The organism is Shewanella cyperi, from assembly GCF_017354985.1.
In the GTDB taxonomy this organism is placed as follows: Bacteria; Pseudomonadota; Gammaproteobacteria; order Enterobacterales; family Shewanellaceae; genus Shewanella; species Shewanella cyperi.
In genome coordinates this window covers 556,133-578,498 of the sequence record NZ_CP071501.1, presented here as the reverse complement: position 1 = coordinate 578,498, position 22,366 = coordinate 556,133, and the positions used below count along the sequence as shown (strand labels likewise).

Annotated in this window: 19 protein-coding genes; 11 read left to right on the top strand and 8 right to left on the bottom strand. The window is 53.2% G+C overall.

The annotated features are described in order from the left end of the window. Window positions 1-16 precede the first annotated feature (16 nt). Both gshB and JYB84_RS02420 read left to right on the top strand, forming a co-directional pair. Window positions 17-970: a glutathione synthase gene (gshB, locus tag JYB84_RS02425; protein WP_207321870.1), complete on the top strand. Its 954-nt coding sequence runs from the start codon at window positions 17-19 to the stop codon at window positions 968-970. A gap of 35 nt (window positions 971-1,005) precedes the next feature. Continuing rightward, window positions 1,006-2,388, top strand: a complete 1,383-nt coding sequence (locus JYB84_RS02420; protein ID WP_207321869.1) for an alkaline phosphatase — start codon at window positions 1,006-1,008, stop codon at window positions 2,386-2,388. 110 nt (window positions 2,389-2,498) lie between these two features. Here JYB84_RS02420 and JYB84_RS02415 read toward each other — a convergent pair whose 3' ends face one another. From JYB84_RS02415 to JYB84_RS02405, 3 genes are read right to left on the bottom strand one after another with little or no spacing between them, the layout of a single operon-like run. Continuing rightward, window positions 2,499-4,949: a putative bifunctional diguanylate cyclase/phosphodiesterase gene (locus JYB84_RS02415; protein WP_207321868.1), complete on the bottom strand. Its 2,451-nt coding sequence runs from the start codon at window positions 4,947-4,949 to the stop codon at window positions 2,499-2,501. A gap of 4 nt (window positions 4,950-4,953) precedes the next feature. Next, complete coding sequence (locus JYB84_RS02410) at window positions 4,954-6,105, bottom strand: hypothetical protein (RefSeq protein ID WP_207321867.1); 1,152 nt, start codon at window positions 6,103-6,105, stop codon at window positions 4,954-4,956. Beyond that, window positions 6,102-6,500, bottom strand: a complete 399-nt coding sequence (locus JYB84_RS02405; protein WP_207321866.1) for a hypothetical protein — start codon at window positions 6,498-6,500, stop codon at window positions 6,102-6,104. Before JYB84_RS02405 ends, JYB84_RS02410 begins: the two co-directional genes overlap by 4 nt. 174 nt (window positions 6,501-6,674) lie before the next feature. On the opposite strand from JYB84_RS02405, the gene JYB84_RS02400 reads away from it, so the two are divergent. The 9 genes from JYB84_RS02400 (at window position 6,675) to JYB84_RS02360 (ending at window position 13,925) form a co-directional block, all read left to right on the top strand. Continuing rightward, window positions 6,675-7,706: a methyltransferase gene (locus JYB84_RS02400; protein WP_207321865.1), complete on the top strand. Its 1,032-nt coding sequence runs from the start codon at window positions 6,675-6,677 to the stop codon at window positions 7,704-7,706. A 254-nt stretch (window positions 7,707-7,960) separates the two neighbouring features. Then, a complete protein-coding gene (locus JYB84_RS02395) occupies window positions 7,961-9,631 on the top strand; it encodes a DUF342 domain-containing protein (protein ID WP_207321864.1) in 1,671 nt (556 codons plus the stop codon). Between the two features lie 13 nt (window positions 9,632-9,644). After that, window positions 9,645-10,016 (top strand): DUF4144 family protein, encoded by a 372-nt coding sequence (locus JYB84_RS02390; protein ID WP_207321863.1) that lies wholly within the window; start codon window positions 9,645-9,647, stop codon window positions 10,014-10,016. Window positions 10,017-10,061: 45 nt separating this feature from the next. Further along, a complete protein-coding gene (locus JYB84_RS02385) occupies window positions 10,062-11,168 on the top strand; it encodes a site-2 protease family protein (RefSeq protein ID WP_207323066.1) in 1,107 nt (368 codons plus the stop codon). Window positions 11,169-11,293: 125 nt separating this feature from the next. Next, on the top strand, window positions 11,294-11,608 hold the full coding sequence (locus JYB84_RS02380) for a YbjQ family protein (RefSeq protein ID WP_207321862.1): 315 nt from the start codon (window positions 11,294-11,296) through the stop codon (window positions 11,606-11,608). Between the two features lie 5 nt (window positions 11,609-11,613). Beyond that, the gene (locus JYB84_RS02375; protein ID WP_207321861.1) at window positions 11,614-12,078 is read left to right on the top strand and encodes a YbjQ family protein; all 465 of its coding nucleotides are present in this window, start codon (window positions 11,614-11,616) and stop codon (window positions 12,076-12,078) included. Further along, on the top strand, window positions 12,071-13,003 hold the full coding sequence (locus JYB84_RS02370; RefSeq protein WP_207321860.1) for a M48 family metallopeptidase: 933 nt from the start codon (window positions 12,071-12,073) through the stop codon (window positions 13,001-13,003). The genes JYB84_RS02375 and JYB84_RS02370 overlap by 8 nt, the downstream gene beginning before the upstream one ends. A 401-nt stretch (window positions 13,004-13,404) precedes the next feature. Next, window positions 13,405-13,653: a hypothetical protein gene (locus tag JYB84_RS02365; protein ID WP_207321859.1), complete on the top strand. Its 249-nt coding sequence runs from the start codon at window positions 13,405-13,407 to the stop codon at window positions 13,651-13,653. A gap of 26 nt (window positions 13,654-13,679) precedes the next feature. Continuing rightward, a complete protein-coding gene (locus JYB84_RS02360; RefSeq protein WP_207321858.1) occupies window positions 13,680-13,925 on the top strand; it encodes a DUF2375 family protein in 246 nt (81 codons plus the stop codon). 455 nt (window positions 13,926-14,380) lie between these two features. Here the strand turns inward: JYB84_RS02360 and JYB84_RS02355 are convergent, their stop codons facing one another. The 5 genes from JYB84_RS02355 to JYB84_RS02335 all read right to left on the bottom strand — a co-directional run bounded on the left by JYB84_RS02355 (window position 14,381) and on the right by JYB84_RS02335 (window position 22,236). Continuing rightward, on the bottom strand, window positions 14,381-16,603 hold the full coding sequence (locus tag JYB84_RS02355) for a bifunctional diguanylate cyclase/phosphodiesterase (RefSeq protein WP_207321857.1): 2,223 nt from the start codon (window positions 16,601-16,603) through the stop codon (window positions 14,381-14,383). Further along, the gene (locus JYB84_RS02350) at window positions 16,600-18,894 is read right to left on the bottom strand and encodes a sensor domain-containing diguanylate cyclase (protein WP_207321856.1); all 2,295 of its coding nucleotides are present in this window, start codon (window positions 18,892-18,894) and stop codon (window positions 16,600-16,602) included. The genes JYB84_RS02355 and JYB84_RS02350 overlap by 4 nt, the downstream gene beginning before the upstream one ends. A 198-nt stretch (window positions 18,895-19,092) precedes the next feature. Further along, entirely contained in the window at window positions 19,093-19,692 is a 600-nt protein-coding gene (locus JYB84_RS02345) for an iron transporter (protein ID WP_207321855.1), read from the bottom strand. Between the two features lie 12 nt (window positions 19,693-19,704). Then, entirely contained in the window at window positions 19,705-21,141 is a 1,437-nt protein-coding gene (locus JYB84_RS02340; protein ID WP_207321854.1) for a 4Fe-4S binding protein, read from the bottom strand. A 36-nt stretch (window positions 21,142-21,177) separates the two neighbouring features. Then, window positions 21,178-22,236: an NHL repeat-containing protein gene (locus JYB84_RS02335; protein WP_207321853.1), complete on the bottom strand. Its 1,059-nt coding sequence runs from the start codon at window positions 22,234-22,236 to the stop codon at window positions 21,178-21,180. Between the last annotated feature and the right edge of the window lie 130 nt (window positions 22,237-22,366).

The following is a 22,366-nucleotide window of genomic DNA, read 5'->3' as shown; positions in this document are numbered from 1 at the left end:
CCTTAAGGATTAGACAATGATCAAACTCGGTATAGTGATGGACCCCATAAGCGCCATCAACATCAAGAAAGATTCCAGCTTTGCCATGTTGCTGGCGGCCCAGAGCCGTGGCTACCAACTCTTCTACATGGAGATGCAGGATCTGGCGATGATCAATGGTGTCCCCCGCGCCAATATGCGCCCCCTGACCGTTAAGCAGGACGCCGATAACTGGTATCAGTTGGGTGAGATGAGTGACTGCCCACTGACCGAACTGGATGTGATCCTGATGCGCAAGGACCCGCCGTTCGATACCGAGTATATCTACGCCACCTATATGCTGGAGCGCGCCGAAGAACAGGGGGTGCTGATAGTCAACAAGCCCCAGAGCCTGCGGGACGCCAACGAGAAGCTGTTTACCGCTTGGTTCTCTGAGTTTACCCCGGACACCATAGTCACCCGGGATCCGAATCGCATCCGCGCCTTCCACCAGCAACATGGGGACATCATTCTCAAGCCACTTGATGGCATGGGCGGCACCCTCATCTTCAGGATCAAGCAGGACGATCCCAATCTCGGGGTGATCATAGAGACGCTGACCGCCTATGGTCAGCGCTATGCCATGGCGCAGACCTTCATTCCGGCCATCACCCAGGGCGACAAGCGCATTCTGGTGGTGGACGGCGAGCCCGTGCCCTATTGTCTGGCGCGGATCCCCAAGCAGGGCGAAACCCGCGGCAACCTGGCAGCCGGTGGCCGCGGTGTGGCCCAGCCCCTGTCCGAAAGCGACTGGCACATTGCCCGAGCCATAGGTCCCGAACTGAAGCGCCGTGGGCTGGTCTTTGTCGGCCTGGATGTCATTGGTGACAAGCTCACTGAAATCAATGTCACCAGCCCAACCTGCATCCGTGAAATTGAGGCCGCCTTTGAGGTGGATATTACGGGCATGCTGATGGACGCCATAGAAACGCGCCTCGGCAAGCGCCAGTAATCCCAGAGCTCCCGGAACTACAACAGGAAACCGACATGTCATTGCGTCACCTTTCAGCCCTGCTGCTGTGCCTGCCACTGTGTGCCATGGCCGCCGATGGCAACGCCCTGGTCAAGACCAATACCAAGCCCAAAAATCTGGTGATCATGATTGGCGACGGCATGGGCCCCGCCTACACCAGCGCCTACCGCTATTTCAAGGACAACCCAGAAACCGAAGAGATAGAGCAAACCGTGTTTGACCGCCTGCTGGTCGGGATGGCCAGCACCTATCCGGCAAGGGAAAGTGGCTACGTGACCGACTCAGCGGCGGCCGCCACCGCCCTGTCCACCGGCTACAAAAGTTATAACGGTGCCATCGCCGTCGACACAGAACACAAACCACTGACCACGCTGATGGAGCTCGCCAGGGGCGCCGGCCTGGCCACAGGCATCGCCGTCAGCTGTCAGATTAACCATGCCACCCCCGCGGCCTTCCTGTCCCACAACGACAGCCGCCGCAACTACGACGCCATAGCCGAGAGCTATCTGGACAGCGATGCCCAGGTGTTGCTCGGAGGCGGCCAACGCTACTTCCCCGACGCGCTGCTCGCCCGTTTTCGCGACAAGGGTTACCAAACCCTAAGCGAGTTTGACCAGCTGGATGGCATCAGCAGTGGCAAGGTGCTGGGGCTGTTTGCCGACGTGCAACTGCCCTGGGCCATGGATGAACCGCAGGCCCACAAACTGAGCAAGCTAACGGCCAAGGCGCTGGAGTTGTTGTCCGCCCAGGAGCAAGGGTTTGTCTTGCTGGTGGAAGGCAGCCTTATCGACTGGGCCGGCCATGGCAATGACATTGCGGCCGCCATGGGAGAAATGAACGAATTCGCCAATGCCATTGAAGTGGTGGAACAGTATGTCCGCAGCCATGGTGATACCCTGATGGTGGTCACAGCCGATCACAACACAGGTGGTATGTCCATAGGTGCTGCGGGCGAATACAAGTGGACTCCGGAAGTACTGCGCACTCTGAATGCCAGTCCGGAAACCATGGCCACCATGGCCCTTGCCAATGAGGATTGGCAACAGCCCCTGGCCCAGCAACTGGCCTTTGCCCCCTCAGCCGATGAGTACGCTGAGCTGGCCAAAGCCAGAATGCAGGGTAAGGATGTACTGGAAAGCGCCATCAAGCGTCTGATAGATGTACGCTCCAACACCGGCTGGACCACCGGGGGGCATACAGGTGTGGATGTGCAGGTTTTTGCCGCCGGTCCTGCCTCAAGTCTGTTCAATGGCCATCAGGACAATACCGACATAGCCCAGAAGCTGATGAGTCTGTTGCCCAGGGAGGCCAAAAAATCTGTGGCCACCACTCCAGACGCGAAAAACGAACCCCAGGCCGAGGCTCAGCCACTTAAAGAGCAAGTCGTCACCAATTAACGGTTCTTTGACTAACGGCCCCTTGACTAACAACCCTTTAAGCAACAGCCCTTTAAGCAGCAACACCTGGGATCAGCCTTGGAAGCTATACCAAGGCTGACAAGGCGCTGCTAGGTGCCCAGCTTGGCCAGCAGGCTTGGCATATCTTCCCTTGGCCAGCGGCGGCTGTCGTGAATGGAGTCGAGCACAGACATGATTCTGTGCTCATCCATGGGCTTGGCCAGCAGGAATCCCTGGGCCAGCTCGCAGCCCGCGGTCGCCAGAAACTCGTATTGCAGCTCACTTTCGACACCTTCAGCCACCACGGTGCGCCCAAGGTTATGGGCCAAATCAATCACAGTGGTGACTATGTGGGTATCTGCGTCATTCTCCTGAATGCCCGACGTAAAACAGCGATCTATCTTCAGCACATCAAAGGGCAGTTGCTTCAGATAGCTCAGGGACGAATAGCCGGTGCCGAAATCATCGATGGCAATTCTCACTCCCAAGGCCTTGAGCTCGGCCATGACTTCCATGGCCTTGTCTACCTGTTCAATCACGCTCTCCTCTGTGACCTCCAACAATAACCCCTTTGCACTTATGCCATTGCCGAGCAAAAGCGAACGAATGTACTCCGCCAGACCCGGAGCCAGATAATGGCGTGCTGACAGGTTAACGGCAATATACAGTTCGCCCCAGTCCTTGTGCTTAAGGCGCTGCAGCAGTTGCACGGCCTCCGCCAGCACATAGTTCCCCACCTGAATAATGGCATCACTGTTTTCAATATCGGGAATAAAGTTCGCCGGCATGATCAGGCCACGTTTGGGGTGAAACCAACGCAACAAGGCTTCAAAGCCCTTGAGCTTGCCATCGGCAATGCTGACTATGGGTTGCAAAAACAGGCGCAGCTGATGTTCTGCGATGGCGGAGCCAATGTCCTGCTCTATCATCAGGCGATTATTGGCCTGCAACAGCATATCTTCGTTGAAAATGCGGAAATTGCTGCGACCGGCGGCCTTGGCCTGGTACATGGCAAGATCCGCATGCTTAATCAACTCTTCGGCCCGCAGCGAGGGCGAATGACAGAAAGCGACCCCAATGCTGGTGGTGATAATAAGCTTGTGATTTCCCAGCACCACGGGTTGCTGTAAACCGGCAAAAATCTTGTGGATCACCCGCCGGACATCGGCCTCTTCACCTATACCACGCAGCAGGATCAGGAACTCATCGCCCCCCTGGCGGAATACCGTGTCCATGGCCCGCACACTGTTGGTTAAGCGCTCGGCAATGATCTTCAGTAATTCATCGCCCTGATCATGGCCCAAAGCATCATTGACCCTTTTAAACTCATCCAAATCCAGAAACAGTAAGGCCACCCTGTCCTGCTGCCGCCCCATACAGGCAATGGCCTTGTTCAGCTCGTGGAGCAGCATGGCCTTATTGGGTAATCCGGTAAGGCCATCAAGCATGGCCAGACGCTGCAGTTCCCGGGTGTAATCACTGATATCCTGCTCCAGGGACTGAAGCCTGTCGGTCAATCCCAGGGTGGCGCCATTGAGCAGGTCCACCTCATCCTGCCACCAATTGTGCATGGGTTTGAGGCGGTGCCTGACCTCATCAAAGCGTCGTTCCGCCAGCAGCGGCAAGGCCTTCACATGCCCTTCCAACCTGGCAATGGGCGACCAGGCGAACATTGACAGCAACAACGCAGTCAACAGCAAGGATATCAACAGCAACCCCAGCATACTTTGCTGAAACTGTTTGAGCAGCTGGTGCCATTCCACCAGATTGGAGATCACCAGCAAGGCGGGGCCATCGACGGATTGATCCAGAGGAAAGCGCCAGATGGCATAGGGAGCATCCCCTATCTGATACAGACTGTTGCCTGCCACTATCTCATCCCAGCGCCAATTGGCCGCGGCCTGGCGCAACAGGGGTTCACTGCGGGAACGGTTGCTGATGCTGTGCAGTTGTCGGCCCCAATAAGCATTGGCTATGGGATGTTCCGAATGGCTGCCGAGCACGGCCAACTCAAAGGATTCCTGGGAGCGGAAGTTCGCCAAAATGGAGGTCAATTCAGATTCAATAAAGAAATACACCTGCTGTTTATTCAGCAGTATCGGCACCTGTACCTGCAACAGGCAGCGACTGTTACAATGAATACGCCATACAGGCACAGAGGCCCTGGACCAACGCTCAAACCAGGCCTTTTCACTGGCACCGGGCGCAGCCCCCAGAAAATAGGAAGGCTCACCTGCGCGCCCAAGAATACCCAAGGCACTGATACCCCAGCGCAATTGAACGTCAGCCCAATGGGTCTCCATGTCGGCAATAGCTTCATTCTGTTCATAGAGGATGACCAATTGCTGCACCGAGTCGACGGCATGGTCCACCGCCTGGTGTATGACATTATTGAGATTTTGCTGCAGACCATTTTGCTGTGACTCAAGCAAAAATCCCTGCTGTTGCGACAGTTCCCGGGAAGCAAACCATCCCAATGACAGGGTAAGCACTGTCATCAGCGACAATACGCTCAGCAGCAGTTTCCATTTCAGACTGAGAAAAGGTCTGACTTCCGCCATAGGCTCACCACTGCATCCGATAAGAGAGTTGCAGGGCAAAGATCGACCAGTATTTATCCTGAGTTAAAGGTTGAGGAAATATAACCGGTGGCACCCAGGCAGCCCCTTCTATCCAATGATGTTCGGCAACCAACAGCCAGTTGTCTGCCAGTTGCCACTGCACTCCGGCGACCCAGTCCTTGCTGTAACCATAATGGGCTGGGATCCCGGTCGCGCGCTCCAGCCTGACTCCGTTGCGGTCATCCAGATTGTTAATCATGTGGTCGAAGCGGGCAAAAACGTTAACCGGTGAGGCGAAGCGGCTGTGAAGGTCGAGGTAATAACCCCGATAAGGCTCTCGCTGCTCCCCCCCGGATGAAAAAATCCCCTTGAGATAGCGATTGCCCTGCATGAATTCGGCGGTCAGCTCCAGCGGGCCTGCCCGGTATTGGGCCGACAGCACCAGAGCCCGCAGATCCACGTGGCTCTCGAAGGTTTTGGGTTCGGTTTCAAATCCCAGCCCCACATGAAACAAGGTGGCACCCAGGGTCCAATCCTGATACTGCAGGTCCAGGTCCAGGGACACGAACGCATCGGAATGATATTGGCCATATGCCAGGGTGCCATTGACATTACGGGTCAAATCCTTGGTGGCATCGGCGCTGCCTCCCGTTAGGTGCCAATTCAATTGACCGTCTTCCAAGTGATATTGGCCGAAAATATCCAGGCCATCTATATGCAACTGGGCATCACGATAGTAATCGGAATAAATGGATTGCGGCATGATGATCCCGGGGCGACTGAAGGGCACATCCCGGGTACTGGAATAGAGGCCCACTTCATTCTTGACCCGGCCCAGACGCGCGCCCATGTGGCCCGACGCCAGAAAATGGAGGTACTCAACAAACAGGTAATCCGTCTGCCAAGCTTCGTCGATGAGATTGCCTCTTTGTCTGTAGTTCAGGGCTCCAGCCAATCGCCAGTGCTCAGCCGGTCTCCAGGAGGACATCAATGTCGCTTCGGTCAGCTCGAGACTGGTATCGTCATCGGTGAAAAAATGACTGCCATCAACACCGACCAGCCCCTGACTGATGAAACCGTTCCACTGCCAATCCTGAGCCAAAGCCAGGGAAGACAGCATTCCCGTCACCAATACAAATCCCCTGATATATCTCATTCGCTACTCCCTGTAGCACTTATTTCATCCGGCACATACCCCACTGCACCGGCGGTGCTGAATACCTTTCTGCGCATTTCGGCAATCGAACTGACAATTTCGGGCCTGTCGGCCATGCCGGAATAGACCGCCCTGTCCCAATTGCGTTGCAGCATATAAGGAAGAACATCCAATGAGTTTTGGCAAAACTGCCTGTGGTCTTCGGAATCCGGCGGCAGAATAAATACCCTTATCGCCTGACCATTGGTCCAGAACAATCGCTGCCGACTGAATATCAACCTCAGCTCCGCCGCATCCAATCCGGCTTCAGCGACTGATGCGTTGAAAATCACCTCACTCAAGGCGGGTGAGGACAACAGGCACAGGCATAACATCCCTGTTATTTTCCAGCGCATCTAAACTCTCCGTATTGGCGCCCGGGCGCCTGCGACTTGATCCTGAATCCGGTAAAACAGCCTTAATGAATAAAAGCTTAGGCAAGGATGTACGGCACTGCACAGGAATTTGGCTGAAGATATGTCGGTCCTTGCGTTATAATCGGCCCAAATTCACAGCCCAAGTGCGACGCCTTGCTGACCAATCCATCACAACTTATCGTTAGAAATATCGAACTGCTCGCCAACCACAAGGTGTTACTGCTCAATATCGAGGCCGATACCTTAGGCAGCGAATTGCTGGGGACTGCGACCGAAGTGACCGCATTAGCGCTGGATTTCAACCACTTCAATCAATTGGTCTGCCACGGTCGCCCCGGACTCAAGGTCGAGTTTGGCCACGAACTGCAAGCCCAAGACAGCTTCGACTCGGTAGTAGTTTTCTTTCCCAAGGCCAAGTCCTTGGCACCTTACCTGTTTAATTTGGCGGCCCAATATCTGAAGGCCGGCGGGCAGCTGTTGGTGTGCGGAGAAAACAAGGGCGGCATCAAGTCCCTTGATAAACTCTTGCCCGGCTGCTTTGGGCAGGCACATAAGCTGGACAATGCCCGCCATTGTCTTTTGTATTTGAGCCAATTGGAGGAGCAGGCTCCGGCCTGGAACCTGGATAGCTGGATCCAGCAGTACAGTTTGCCAACGCCGGCAGGTGAGCTGGTGATCTGTAATGCGGTCGGCGTTTTCAGCGATCGGCGCCTGGATGAGGGAACGGCACTCTTGCTTGACCACCTGCCAAGGTTGCACGGACGGGTGCTGGACTTTGGCTGCGGCGCGGGCGTTATTGCCGCGGCCCTGCTGAAGCAGCAGCCGGAACTGACGCTGGAATGCGTGGATATCAATGCCATGGCACTGCTCTCCTGCCAGCGCACCATGGCGGCCAATGGCATGCAAGCCAAAATATACCCATCGGATGGCCTGGCACAGACCGAAGGCCGCTACGACGCCATCATCTCCAATCCCCCGTTCCACGATGGACTAAAGAGCACGACCGATATCGCCACCCGCTTTGTGGAGCACAGCGCCGCCAAATTGAGCGACAACGGACAGTGGCACATTGTCGCCAACCGTCATCTGCCCTATGCCGATACCATTGCCAACGTATTTGGCAAGGTGCAGGTGTTGGCCGAAAACAACAAATACAAGGTTTACCATCACAGATGCGGCAAATAGCCAATGGCGACGACATATTTGAGTTTCATACTGGTCCCAAATAAGGCTGTACGTTAGTTTGTGCATTTGAAGTGCAGATAAAGCAACTGAATTGACCATTTAAGGCTTTTTTGTACAAAGTTTATCTTGTTATACTCCTGTTACCAAACCAGGTTCAGGGCCAATTACAGTCGGCTAATTTCTATTCGACTATGCCCGAAATACTCGCTTGGGTTTCAGTTGCGAAGAAATATAACAACAAGACAGGGAAAACTATGCTGGCGCCAGAACTGTTCGAACTCAGTAGTGATGGAAACAAAGTCGAGCTGAGGCTGATCCCCAATAACAACGGCCCCATCAGTCGGGATGATCTGGTTCATTTGCTCCACCTTCCCGAATTTTCTTCTTTCTGCCCCCTGGAACCTGTAATCCAAAAAGCCGTCCTCCAAACCAATAAGCTTTGCGGCACCGAAGATGGCAAGTTCGAACAGTTTTTTGCCGTTGCCGAACGGCGCGACGGCCAGATCGAAATTGTGATCAGTGACGATCACATGCAGGCCGAGATGATCATCACCTCGGCCTGGGGTGGTAAACAAGTGACCTTGCAGGACATTCTCAAGGCACTCAAGACCGACGGCGTGGCCATGGGCCTGAGCAAACAGCGCATCGAGCTGCTGCTCCGCCAATTACCAACCCTGGCACCGGGCGAACAATGCCGCCAGATCATTGCCAACGGCAAGGAAGCGATCAACGGCGTCAATGCCCGACTGGATCGCAAGGTCCCCCTGGCCCGTGAGCGTCTGCTGCAACCCCAGGAAAGGGATGATGGTACAGTGGATATGCGCGATCTGGGTGCCGTCATCATGGTGCGTCCCAACGACGTTCTCATGGTCAAGATCCCGGCCACAGAGGGAACCGCCGGCTACACAGTCACGGGACAGCCACTGGAACCCAAGCCAGGTAAAGATGTCACCATGACCCCGGGCAATGGCTGTGATTTCTCCCCCAAGGATCCCAACAAACTTATCGCCCTGGTGGCCGGTCAGCCGGTAGAAACCCGCAGTGGCATGCAGGTTGACGATGTACTGCAAATTAAAAACGTCGATGTCAAATATGGCCATGTGAACTTCAAGGGCTCGGTGCTGGTGAGCGGCGATGTCTGTGAGGGCATGCATGTCAAGGCCACAGGTGATATCACGGTAATGGGGTTCGTTGACTCAGCCATACTGGAGGCCGAAGGCGACGTTATCGTCAGCAAGGGGGTCATTGGCAGGCAATTGGGCGGCAATAAACTCTCGACCCAAATCAAGGCCAAGGGGCAGATCTGCGCGCAGTTTGTGCAATATTCCCAGCTTGAGGCCGAGGGCAATATCCTGGTGACCAAACAATTGCTCCATAGTCACAGCATCACCCACGGCTGCCTGACGGTCAGCGACGCCACGGGCCGCAGAGGCGACTTGGTCGGCGGCGTGGTTCAGGCAGATCAGGGGATCAAAGCCGTGGTGATAGGCGCAACGGCGGGCACCCGAACCGAACTCTACTGTGCCATGAAACATGGCGATTTGAGGCAAGAACTCAAGCAACTGGATGAAAGTGTCAAAGCCCTGGTGGTCGCCAGCCTGGACATAGAGGGCCGATTGCGCAAGCTGCCGCCAAAATCAGAGTGGCAAAACGATCCTGTGATGCTCGAACAGGTGCAGATGATGCTTGAAGAGAAAAACCGCATCCAGGAAGAGCGCAACCGGGAAGAGTTGGAATTTGAACATCTGCGTATTGAAGCAGACAACTATTTCAACCACTACCGAATTGAAGCCCACAAACACATCTTCGGTAACGTGGAAATACATATAGGCAATGCCTTCAATCGCACCCAAAGGGAACATGGCCCCTGTATCGTCAGCAATCAGGGGCAGGAAATCAATTTTGATTACAGCGCCCGGGGTTAATGGCGAGTCACAGATGAAAAGCATTATTAATGACATTCACTGGCCAGCCATCATTAAGCTGGTCAACAGCGATGAGCTGCTGCTCCTGGAATCCCCCCGGGACTGGCTGGAAATTGCCTGCCTGTATCAACACAGCTTTCAGGAAGGAGACTGTCTGGCGGACAGTGACGGCCAACAGTATCGAATAAGTGCACCGGAGGCCCAGCAAGACAGCCCGGTCGCACACTTGCCAAACCTGAGTCCACAATCCTTTCCCCTGACTCCGCTGGAGCTGCTGCCCTGGGTCAAAGCCCATGCCCTGGCAGCAGGCCAATGCTGCATTGCCAAACTGGGATTCACTACCGTGGCCCAGGGCATTGAGCTGGTCCGTTCACTCGATAGCTGATCCCCGGACCTAATCCGGGTAAAATCGCCGCCACTCTCTTTTCATCTGGACAACGCATTGGAACTCTTGAATATCGACTGCCTTGGCAAGCCGCTGCGACTGGAAGCATCGCTGGCTGGCTGGCAACAACTTTTCTGGAATAATCATCTGGTATCGGAAAAGTCAGCCAGCGCTGACAACCAGGGGTTGAAAGTACATGAATTCCAACTGCAGTCCGCCAGCGCGGAACTGCCATTGCAGATCCGTCTGGAAACCGACCTGATCTGGCAACCCTTCTCTTTGGACTACCGCTTGCTGATCGATGATGAAGTGGTCAGCCAGGGCAAACGCAACGCCAGGGATCTTGAGCGACAGCAACCCAGCACAGTCCGGCCCCAGGAGCGCAAGCTGAGCCTGGCGGGCTTGGGCTCACTGCTGTTTAAACTGCTGAAAAGTGCCAAGGTGATCAAGGTGGCCCTGGCCGGAGCCAGCCTGGCGGCCTATTCCTGGCTGTTTTCATTTCAGTTTGCCCTGGCGCTGATCCTGTGTCTTGTGGTGCATGAGTATGGCCATGTGCGGGCGATGAAATACTTCGGCATGAAGACCAAGGGATTTTACCTCATCCCCTTTATGGGCGGCGTTGCCCTCACCGATGACAAGATCAATACCCGCTGGCAGGACGTAGTGATTGCCATCATGGGGCCCGTCTTCGGGTTACTGATGTCACTGGCATGCCTGCTTGTCTGGTGGGTGACCGACAATCCCCTGTTCGCCGGTCTGGCAGCCTTCAACGCCCTGTTGAACCTGTTCAACCTGCTGCCCATTTTGCCCCTGGACGGCGGCCATGTGGTCAAGAGCATCAGCTTCTCAATGAACAGCATCACAGGTCTGCTTATTTGTGTGGGCGGCGCCATCTTTGGGGTCTATATCAGCTACAAACTGGGGTTGAGCCTGCTGGGCTTCCTGCTGCTGATCGGCTGTGCCGAAATCATGTTGGAATGGCGCAGCCGCCATCAGAGTCATCTGTTGCCGCTGGACCGATACGGACAAATCTTTTCTGCTGTATGGTATCTGCTGACCCTGGGTGCTTTTGTGGCCATCATCTGGTTCTTCGCCGGCACGGGCGATGGCAATCATATATTGGGCCTGCCGCTGAAGATATTGCAAAGCTGAACCAATACCCCTGCAAACTAACGCCCGGCAATGCCGGGCTTTTTTATGGCCCAGTCCCCTTCCATTCATCTGGGTATAGGGGTAAATTCCTCAGATACAAGTGCATAACAATTAAGGAAACCGATATGGAAATCACTAACATAGAAACGATTCCAGGAAAAAACATAGTCAAGCATCTGGGCATGGTGCAAGGGAATACAGTGCGGGCCAAGCACATTGGCCGTGACTTTATGGCCGGCCTGAAAAATATTGTTGGCGGTGAATTGGTAGGCTATACCGAACTGCTCAATGAATCACGGGAAGAGGCCACCCAACGCATGATCTCCCAGGCCCAGGCCATAGGAGCCAACGCCGTGGTCAATGTACGCTTCTCCACTTCCAGCGTCACCGCGGGGGCCGCCGAATTGTTTGTCTATGGCACAGCCGTGTTGGTCGAGTAACTGCCATGGACCAACTCATTAATCTGGGCATATTTCTGAGCCTGGTGCTCATAGGCTACATTTTTGGTCGCATGGCCGAACGGCGGCACTTCAAATCCATCCGCGAGCGTGAGGCAAACCTTGCGGACATACTGACCTTCAGTGAACGCAAAATCCCCACAGATTTCGATAACTGCCGTGGCCAACTGGTTAGCGGCGCCGTGGTTGTATCCGTGGACTACTTCAAAATGGTGTCCGCGGGACTGCGCAATCTGGTGGGAGGTCGGGTTAGCGCCTATGAATCACTGCTGGAACGTGCCAGACGCGAAGCCCAGCTGCGGATGAAGGAAGAAGCGCGGCGTTTGGGAGCCAAGGCAGTATTCAACGTCCGTTTGGAAACCTCGGCCATAAGCCAGGGGCAAAATAATCAGACCCGCAGTGTCGAGGTGTATGCCTATGGCACTGCCTTGATTGCGCCCGCCAATGGCTGAATACAGCAATCCCCGGCTGCCGGAGGGCATCAATGTCAGTACGGAACATCCGCTGAAGGACTTCCTGCACCTGCTGCTGGTAACGGGCCTGGGGCTCGCCGCAGCCTTGTTCCTGTTAATCCTGGCGTCGGATTTCCTGGTTCGCTACATCCCCATAAGCTATGAAGCGGCTCTGGCCAGCAAATTGCCCCAGCTGGTTGCCCAGAGCGCCGTAACGGAAGCCGCTACAACCGAAGACAGGGCCAAGGTGCAGGCTTACCTCGACCGCTTGGCCGGCAAGATAGGCACCCATATGGCACTGCCGCCGGAACTGACACCCAAAATACATTATGTGGACGCGGATCTGGTTAACGCCTTTGCCACCCTGGATGGCCAGGTGTTCATCTTTCGTGGCCTGCTGGAGCAGGTGCACAGCGAAAACGCACTGGCCTTCGTCATTGCCCATGAACTTGGGCACCTTAAATTACGTCATCCGATCAAGGCACTGGGACGGGGATTGGTGGTCGTGGTTGCCCTGACGGCCATTGCCGGGGTGTCCGAGACCGCCTTGCCGGACTGGTTGGTGAACACAGGAGGCCAGGCGACCTTGCTATCGTTCAGCCGCGATATGGAACTGGATGCCGATGGGCAGGCGATGAACGCCATGCTTGCCACCTACGGGCATCTGGCGGGCAGTGGCGAGCTGTTTGATTATCTGGCGCACCAGGAAGGCTTCAAGGTGCCTGCCCTGCTGAGTACTCACCCCGCCCCGGATAGCCGTATTCGGGCCATTAACGAGCGCACTTTACAGGTGAAGGCGAGCGCTATAGCCGAGCCACTCCCTGAGTCAGATAAGGTTGCACTTACCGGCATGTCGCCTGTGTGCCTGCAAGACAACATCTGCCTGCCTTACCCCTTGCTGCCCCTTGATAAGCCGGGGCCTTGATCGGCGCCATGCCAAGCAACCTGACACGACTCGCCCGACCGTTGCAGCTGGCAGTTTGATGCCAGATTGTACAATCCGGCACCCGAATACCTTTTCGCAACCCTATGGAAACAAAGTCATTACACCTCAAGAATCATTCTCAAATTCGGGAATGATTTTTTCTTATCTGAAAAAGAACAGCAAAATTTGCCCACCATAGGCACTAAAAATTAATCAGCATATTCATGCACTTAGAGAAATAATTTTTGATACCACTTTATAGGTATAAATTTTTCAATGGGTTACAGATGAATTGAAAAAGCGAGGGCAACCTTGTTTTCCGTCAACAAACCGCACTTGGTACGTTGGTACTATATCGTTGAATTAATAAACAACTTGTCCAGTTAGCCGAGGATTAACAAATGCATCACAATCTAGCGCTGGCAGGAAGGCAAGGACACACAACTCAGGATGACCGTTGGGATGCATTGACATCAGCACAAAAGACAGTGCTTTTCGGTCTCTACAAATATGGCTACAAGCTGTTGCTGGTCAACCATAGAAAAGGTGAGCCCTACGCCGTAGTTGCAAATGGATTTGAACTTGGAACTCTCGACCCCAGTGGCAAGATGAGTTTCAATTCAACTGAACTGCTCTCATCAAACTGTTAATTCCAAAGGAATTAAAGGAGGCAATTATGCTGCAGGTATCAAACAACCAAAGCATCAATGTATCTGGCCCCATCACAGTACTTTATTACGAAGGCATCCTGGGTCTGGAGATCCATGCCGCCGTGCTTGATAAACTCGCCATCCGCAACCAGCGGGTCATTATCCCGGCAGAATTCAAGCAAGACAAGACTATTGTTGCGGTACTTGAAGGCAACGTGAAGGTGCTCAACTCACTTGGTGAGCGCGCTTACGTCGAATCCGCCGTAGCCTGACCTGCTTTCGGGCGGGTTGCCATCGCTGCACCTGCCCGGGGCCAGGAAACCCGCTTTAGCCGATAAAGCGGTCACCTATGCGTACGGCCCATATTTTGCCACTGCGAAAAGGGGCTGTCTTGCTGTCTGTCACTTTTTTCAGCCCCTCCACCACCCCAGGCCCCAGACTACTGTGCCCGCTCACGCTTGCCCCTAATTGGCACCGGTCTTTCACAAACCACATGCGGCAACACAGACAAACAAGCGGTGGCTGTTACACCGTGTGCTGCTGTCCTGAACTGCTTTCCTGAGCGGCTTTTTTCGTGGCTGAGACTGCCTAAGCCACTTCATTGGCGCAGGCCTTTCACAAAGTCCAAGCGGCCACACAGACAAAGAAGCGGTGACTGGTGCACCGCTTGCTGCTTTTCTCAACTGCTTTATTGAGCAGCCTTGTGATTGGCTTTTTGTGAGGTGACTCAGATTGACTGAGGCATGGGGTCTACACCCAGCCTATGTGGCCTGTGCTCACGTTCCTGATACAGCAGCTCCAGCGCCTTGTCGAGGGAAACCGGCTTGCTGTAGAGATACCCCTGGCCAAGATTACAATTGTGGGTTTTCATAAACTCGTGCTGAGTGGTGGTCTCAATGCCTTCAGCCACCACCTTCATATTGAGATCTTTGGCCAACTTGATGATGGTGGTGGTGATACCTTCATCCACGGGATTGAGAGTGACATTATCGACAAAGCTCTTGTCAATTTTGAGCTCGGTAATAGGTAAGGTCCGCAGCACGTTGAAGCTCGAATAACCGGTACCGAAATCGTCCAGGGCAATATGCACCCCAAAACCCCTCAACTTATTCAAGGTGTCCATCACATTGGCGCTGTTATCCACGAACAGGGACTCGGTGATCTCGAACGTAAAACAGTTTGGAGGACTGCCAATGCTGAGAATATTTTCCTTAATCACGGCAAACAGATTGGGGTCGACAAACTGGCTCGGGGAAAGGTTTATCGACATGCCCACATTCCGCCCCAGCACGTTGGTAAAAATGGCCTGGGCCTGACAGGCCTGTTTAATGATCGAATAACCTATGGTGTTGATAAGCCCCATGCGTTCTATCGCCGATATAAACACATTGGGATAAATCACTTCATTGGGTTGTTTCTGCCAACGGATAAGCGCTTCAAAGCCCTTGATTTGCATGGTCTCTATATCGACCTGCGGTTGATAGTGAAGAATGAATTCCTCTTCAGCGGTCGCTTTTTCAAGTTGCATCTCCAATTCCATCATTTGCAGGAACTGGGATTCCATCTCGTGACTGAAGAAATTGATATTGGAATTGCTCTGCACCCCAACATCAATGGCGATATTGGCCCGCTTGAGTAAATGATCAGGATCTGTGCCATCCTGGCCAAAAAGGCAGATCCCCACCAAACAGTGTTGCTGGAAAATTCTGTCATCAAAAGAAAGTTGTTTATTCAACAGCTTTGATATTTTGTTCGCGCAAATCCACACATCATTAAGACTGGTGAAGTTGTCTATATATATGACGAAACTGTCTTCCCCCACCTGGGCAATCAAATCGGATTTTCGGGTAATGGTGGTCAGTACCGAGGCTATATCCTGATATACGTGTCTGAGGGATTCGGACGAAAACACCGAGCGCAACATCTTGAAATTATCAATCTTAATCAGCAGCAAGCCACCCACATGACGTGATTCCTTGTTCGACTTGTTCTTGTTGAACATATCGGTGAAGTAATGCAGGTTGGGTAAGCCACTGCGCTCATCATTGTATTCCAGCCTGGCCAGTTCCTTGGTGGCGCTGTCCAGCTTGGAAATCAGGCGGCTCGGGCGACGGAACAGCTGGAAATTGATATAGAAGATCAGCATACATATGATGATCAGCGCGCCATAGGCCATGCGGATGGCAAACAAATTGGAGCTGCCTTTGGACGCCACGGTCAGAGTCCAAACCCCATTGTTATTGATGTGGATTTCCCTTGAAAATGACACCAGTTCCGGGGCTATCCTGTCGCCGAAGGCAAACTCTCTTTCGGACACCTTGGTGGTTATGCGATAGAGAAAACCACTTTCCACCAGGTTACTGATCCCCACCTTGGTCTCGAACCGGTCAAGGTGGATCATCGCGGTGGCAAAGCCCCAAAAACCCTTGCCCTGTCCTTCGCCGATAAAAATTGGCAGCCGGGCTATCAGGGCTATCGGCCCCTGAACTGTCTTATAGGGACCGGATAACACCAGGCTGCGGGAATTGATGGCCTTGAGAACATCGGCACGGCGATTGTCATCCATCAGCAGGTTATGACCAATGGCAGCCTCGTTACCGGCCAGTGGGTATATGTAGCTCACCACTCCATTCCTGGCCAACTGCACATTGGAAAGGATCTTGATGGAACTGACCACAGTTTTGGCCACCACCTCAAATTCCTCACGGCTGATATCGGGATTCTTTTTGACTTGATCAGACAGTATCTCCAATGAGATCAGAGCACTGTCTATTTGTTGCTTGATATTGATCGCCTGCTGTTCGGCCAGCGCCTCCAAAATATCGGCCTGATCCCTGCTCCACAGAGTGGTTTGCAAGTCAATGAAGCGAGTGCCAACAAAAAATGTCAGCAAGCTCAGGATCAAAGGCAGCAGATAGGTCTTCAGCCCGACACGAAAGGATTCACTCATGTAACTTCTTCATTGGCGAGTTCAGCTATGATGGCGGTATTGCGCGTTACCTTGGCTCGATACAAAGCATCGTCCGCCCGTTTGAGGACTGTATCCTTGTCATCCCGATCACAGAAACTGGTGGCGCCAATGCTGCAGGTGACTGGTGGTTGCAGTTTGCTGTTTTCCAATGTTTTTCGCAGCCTCTCACTCATGACTGCCACACCCTCTGTACCTGTCTCCGGCAAGAGAATGACAAATTCTTCCCCACCCCAGCGGAAGACAGTGTCGGTATCACGGACACTTTCCTGGCAAATGCGGGCCACCTGCCTGAGGGTCTCATCACCTATATCATGACCATAGTTGTCATTGATGGACTTGAAGTGGTCCAAATCCAGGATGATGATTGAAAACTCGGTGTGATAGCGATTGAAAATGGCTATTTGATCTTTAAGCATCTCGTCAAAGCAACGCCTGTTATACAACTGAGTCAGTTCGTCTGTTTTGGAGATACGTTCGAGCTTTTGTTCCAGCTCATTTTGCAACGTGAAGTCCATACCGTTGGAAACAAAGTGAGTAATAGTGCCCGAGCCGTCCTTCACCGCGGTGATGACCTTAAGCTCCAGATAAATGGAACCATCCTTACGCTTATTCCATACCGCCCCACGCCAACAGCCTTCCTGTAACAGGGTCTGCCACATGGCATGATAGAACTTTTGATCATGGCGTCCGGAACTGAGCACATTGGGTTTGCCGCCCACTATCTCCCGTTCCGAATAGCCGGTCATCTGGCTGAAAGCCTTGTTGACCTTCTGCACTGTGCCTTCCACGTCGGTTATCACCAGGGAGTTCTGGGTTTCAAAGGCCACGGCCGCAATCCGCAGCTCGGTTTCCTGCTGTTTAATCTTGGTCAGATCGGCATAACTCTCGACGTAATATGCAACCTCACCCCGTTCGTTATAGGACACCCCCAGGGTCAGCAGCTGAACCCTGTGGCTCCTGTCCTTGTTGTAGGTGACTACTTCACCACGCCAGCGGCCCTGTTGTCTGGCTTGCAGGTAGATACCCTGGGCAAAACTGCGCTCCACCTGATCTTTATCGAGCAAACTCAAATTGGTGCCCAAGATGTGCTCTTTTCTATACCCTGTGCTGTCCAGCACCCCTTGGTTGACATTGACTATCACACCTGAGGAATCGCGGATAATCAGTCCTTCACAGCAATCAAAGGCCATGGCCCGCACAGCAGATTCGCGCTGGGCCAGCCACTGGCGCACCCGGTTGACCGAGTAGTAATAGCTGATCACCAGGTTCAACAGGGACAGCAGCAAAAACACCACGCCGGCTGTGGTAAAGCGGTAACTGGCGAAGTGAAACACATCAAAAGGAGTAATATTCAGATTGAAACTTAGCCACAGTGGCTTGGTTTCGGTGTCGGTGGCCGCCATGGAAATGGTACGGTAAATGATACGGCTGAGGGATTGCTCTTTTACCCTTTGGTCGGGATGCTGCTTGATATAGTCAATGACGCCGTTCCAGGGGGTGTCCTGCAGATCAAACAATTCCTGCTGCCCCCCAAGGTCATGACCATTGGCAAACATCATTCTGAAATTGGGGTCGGTGTAATCTTGCGGCCACAACACCCTGGCGTTGAATACCATAAGCACTATGGCGGCCACATCGTCACCGAACAACATGGGGCTGGCAACGTAAAAATTGACATCCGCATCATGGCCCGGCGGGGTCAATAAACCGAAAACCGAGTTCCGGTTACCTTTTTTATAATATTCTATCAGGTGGTTATCGACACCCAGCTTTTGACTGACGGTATGCCTAAATTTGTTCGATGGATAAGACGGCATATAGTCATCTATCATGCCGCTGCCCACGTCAATGTATGACACGACCTGGACATATTCACTGAAGAGTTTGGAGATGGTAAAGCTGCGCTCGCGGTGATCCAGGCCGCTGAAGGTCATGGCCGAAAAGCGATTGGCCTCTTCTTCACTGGTTAACTCTATTTCCCGCAGTAATTGGGTGGTTTGGCTCTGTACCCGCCCCAGCTCACTGTATTTAAGCTCGGTCAGTTCGGCAAAGCTCAGCTTAAAGGCGATGAGAACATAGAGCCCAACCAATACCAGACAGACAAGGGTGAGGCGCATATAAACCGTGGCAAACTTGCCCAGCAGTCTTTTTCGCAGCGACGCCAAGTCCTGTGCACTTATCATCTGATTTTGCACATCAAACCATTGCATCAACCAACCAATCATGCCACCTCCCAAGAGTCGGTCACTGTCGCGAAACACTTGCTGCATCTGCACTCAAGAAGCTTTACGCGCCTAGACGACCATCCCTGAGTCAGAACCATCGCAGGGTACTCCGAAACCCAAGCGGGAAGGCCGGAAATCCTGCGTTCCCAGTGTCTCCGAAGACCCAGCTACTGGCAAGGTTAATCATCTGAGATTTATGACAATTTATTTGATCACAATTACAGATTTGGCAAAAAGTCAGGATCAATAGCCACCTTTCTTACCGGTTCCCAAATAAGTCATATCCCAACTGACGATGAAAGGTTCAAACCATTTGGACGGTGCTGTTTCTTTATCTGTGTGCAGCATCAGGTTTGGCGGCGTGATGCGGAACATCACCTTGTATTTGCCGACACCATTGAGCTTAACGTTACCACCATAGTGGGGGCCGTCGTTGGCGACCATGGGATCGAAACTGCCCGAGGTAAACCAGTCTGAACCGGCTTTTTCAATCCGGTAGTCAACCTTGAGATAAGGGATCCAGGAATCCTTTACAAAACCATAGGGATTGTTTTCCAGCGCGTGCACCTTGGCTTCCAGGTGAATATCCGCGCCGGCTTCAACTTTATGGTCGGTGCTGCTCATATTGGCATGATCCATATGCTGCATGTCGGCCATTTCACCCAGTGGCATCTTCAGATTGGTACTGCCACCTGTCATCAACACGGGTTGAATGTACAGACCCCAGATCTTCATACCGTATTTTTCTGTTATCTGGTCCTGAGCCTGACCGGCGGCCCAACCGGCCGAAGTAAAAAGCAGTCCCGCCATCAGGGTTCCGACAGTCAACTTGAGTGATTTCATTGTTTTTCCTTCTCAAATACCAAAGATAGCGGGCCACCAGCACGCAGCAATAAAGAGGCTGGTCAAGGTCCCGACAATTTGACCTGGTACCTTACGTCCCAAGGGAACCTCCTGCACTGTCTGGATGCGCCAGCCAAGCCACAGGCTCCATAACAAGCTGATGCCAAAAAGCACCAGCTTAATGGTTAAAATGCCGTTGCTGCCAAGGCCAACCAAACCAAGCAGTTCGAATATTTTGCCGCCCAAGCCAATCAGCAATGACACCATGGCCACGGGCATGTATTGATAGGCCAATTCCACATAGCTGCCCCAGAACTGGCGGCGATCTTTTCCTGTTCCAGCGTGGGCGATACTGCTGCTGAGCAGATTAAGCAGGAACATGGCAGTGGCAAACACCAGCATTACCGCGGTCATAAAGCCCACTATGGTCATAAAATCGAGCCAGTTATAGACCTCACGACGCTCGGGATGCACACTCATCAACCACCAGGGGCCGGATTCACCAATCCAGAACTGGTCATGTTCAATAAACCATTCACCCAAGGCTTGACGCAGATCCTGGTACAAGGGCAAAACCAACCACAGGAAGCCCCCCAGTGCGGAGCCGGTGCCGAGGAAGAAGAACCAAACTTCGGCCCAATTGGGATTATGGCTGTGGATATTCTCCACCTCTTCACCGGGGGCACGGGCCCTCACTATCAGGCTGGATTTGGCTTCGGGGTGTACACACTTGAAGCATTCAATGCAGTGGCGGCTCTCTTTTTTGTGCCGCAAATCTATCATGGTCGGGCACAGACTGGATTCATGATACTGATCGGCCCCATGACTTGGACGCTTGGGGAAAAACTGCACCACGCCCAGGCGCGAAAACAGTCCCAGCATCAGGCCGATGGGACACATATGACGACACCAGACCCTGTTGTTCCGGCCATACAGATAACCAATGATGATAGCCGCCAACATCACACTGCCGAACACATAAGCTATGGCTTCCGGATGGTCCCGCACACCCACGGTCTGTCCCAGGGTGGTGATAATCAGAAAACTGATGATGGGCATACCTTCCCAACGGATAAATGCCGGGATTTTCAGGTGCAGGCCGAACTTGTTGATGTATTCACTGGCTGCGCCCATGGGGCACAACAAGCCGCACCAGGAACGGCCGGTGAAGATCACCGACAGAAACACCAAGGGGAACCATAAGCCCCACATGGTGTAATTGGCCAGCAGGGTGAAGTGGGTAAACACTGTGTCGGTTTCCGACACCTCGTCGAGAAACAAGGGCACAAACAGCAAGGCCAAAAACACCCAGAACACCGCGAAATGCACCAGACCTATATAGCTGCGGTATTTAAAGAAGAAGCGCTCAAGCCAGAGCATACGTCCCTGCTGCTGTGGCACGACATCGACGTTTCTGCAGGGGATTACATTGTCTTCAGATACGTGCATAGTGGTGTTCTCCGGTGTCGGATAAGCAAGGCAGCATCATTGTCCGTTTTGTTGCTCTTGCTTGATTTTCATGTATTCCTCGTCCGTAATCTTCTCTTTTACGCCCAAAAAGCCCTGCTCCTTGCCTACTCTGGCGGGACGGAAAATGTCCACCTTACGGAAGAACTGATCCGCCATCAGCACACGGCCATCCTCATCCACGGCAATACCTGAGTTAAGCATATAAGTACCGGGCTTGAGATCGCTGCCGCGCTCACCAACGAACAGCAACAACTGTCCTTCGGGATTAAAAATCTGGAAATTGCCGAAGGCCGCATCGGAGACATAGATGTTGCCATCCTTATCCACCGCCACATCTTTGGGTCGGGAGAAGGTCCCCAATCTTTGGCCTACCTGGCCAAAGGTGCGCACCATCACTTCTTTATCGGGATCTATCACCTGAATGCGGAAATTGCCACTGTCGACCACATAGAGCAGGCCGTTCTTGTCCAGGTCAATGCCCTTCGGCAGGTTGAATTCCAAGTCGCCGCGGCCGCGCTTACCCAAGGTCTTGAGCAGCTTGCCGGTCTCGGTATCAAACTGGAAAATTACATGCATGGACTCAGATACACCGCCGGTCTGGGAAATGTACATGGTCTTGCCATCGGGTGTAATGGCCAGATCCGTGGGCATGCTCAACTGGGCATCGGGTTTGATGGTCCGCAGATAATTGCCATCACGGTCGAACAATTTTACGTCCTTGAGGCCCTGATCCAGCACGAACAGGTTTCCCTGAGCATCGGTTTCCACCCCATAGGGCTTCATCAACAATACATTGGGATCAGAGGTCAAAGACTTGAACAGGTAGTGGGCCGGGTCAAACATCATCACATCACGCCCCGGGGGATCCGAGACAAAAATGCGCCCCTGGTGTACGGCGATACCATAGGGTTTAACGAATCCCTTGTTAGCAGCAAAGGTGCCGGTGAGAAAGGAGCTGATCTTGCTCTCTTCCGTTTGGTGCTCCACGCTCATGCTGCCCAGCAGCATGCGGTCCCAGTAAAACCTGGGCTCATCGGGCGGCTTGGGGTAAACAAACTCCTCTGCCTTTTGCACTTTGTTTGAGCTAGAACAAGCCGACAGCAAACTGCTGACTGCTAAAATACAGGCCACTGCCGTTAGGGGTCCCTTGAGTTTCACCATGAGATATCCTGCAAAGTTCCTGTTGGGTTAAGGGTCATTGTCT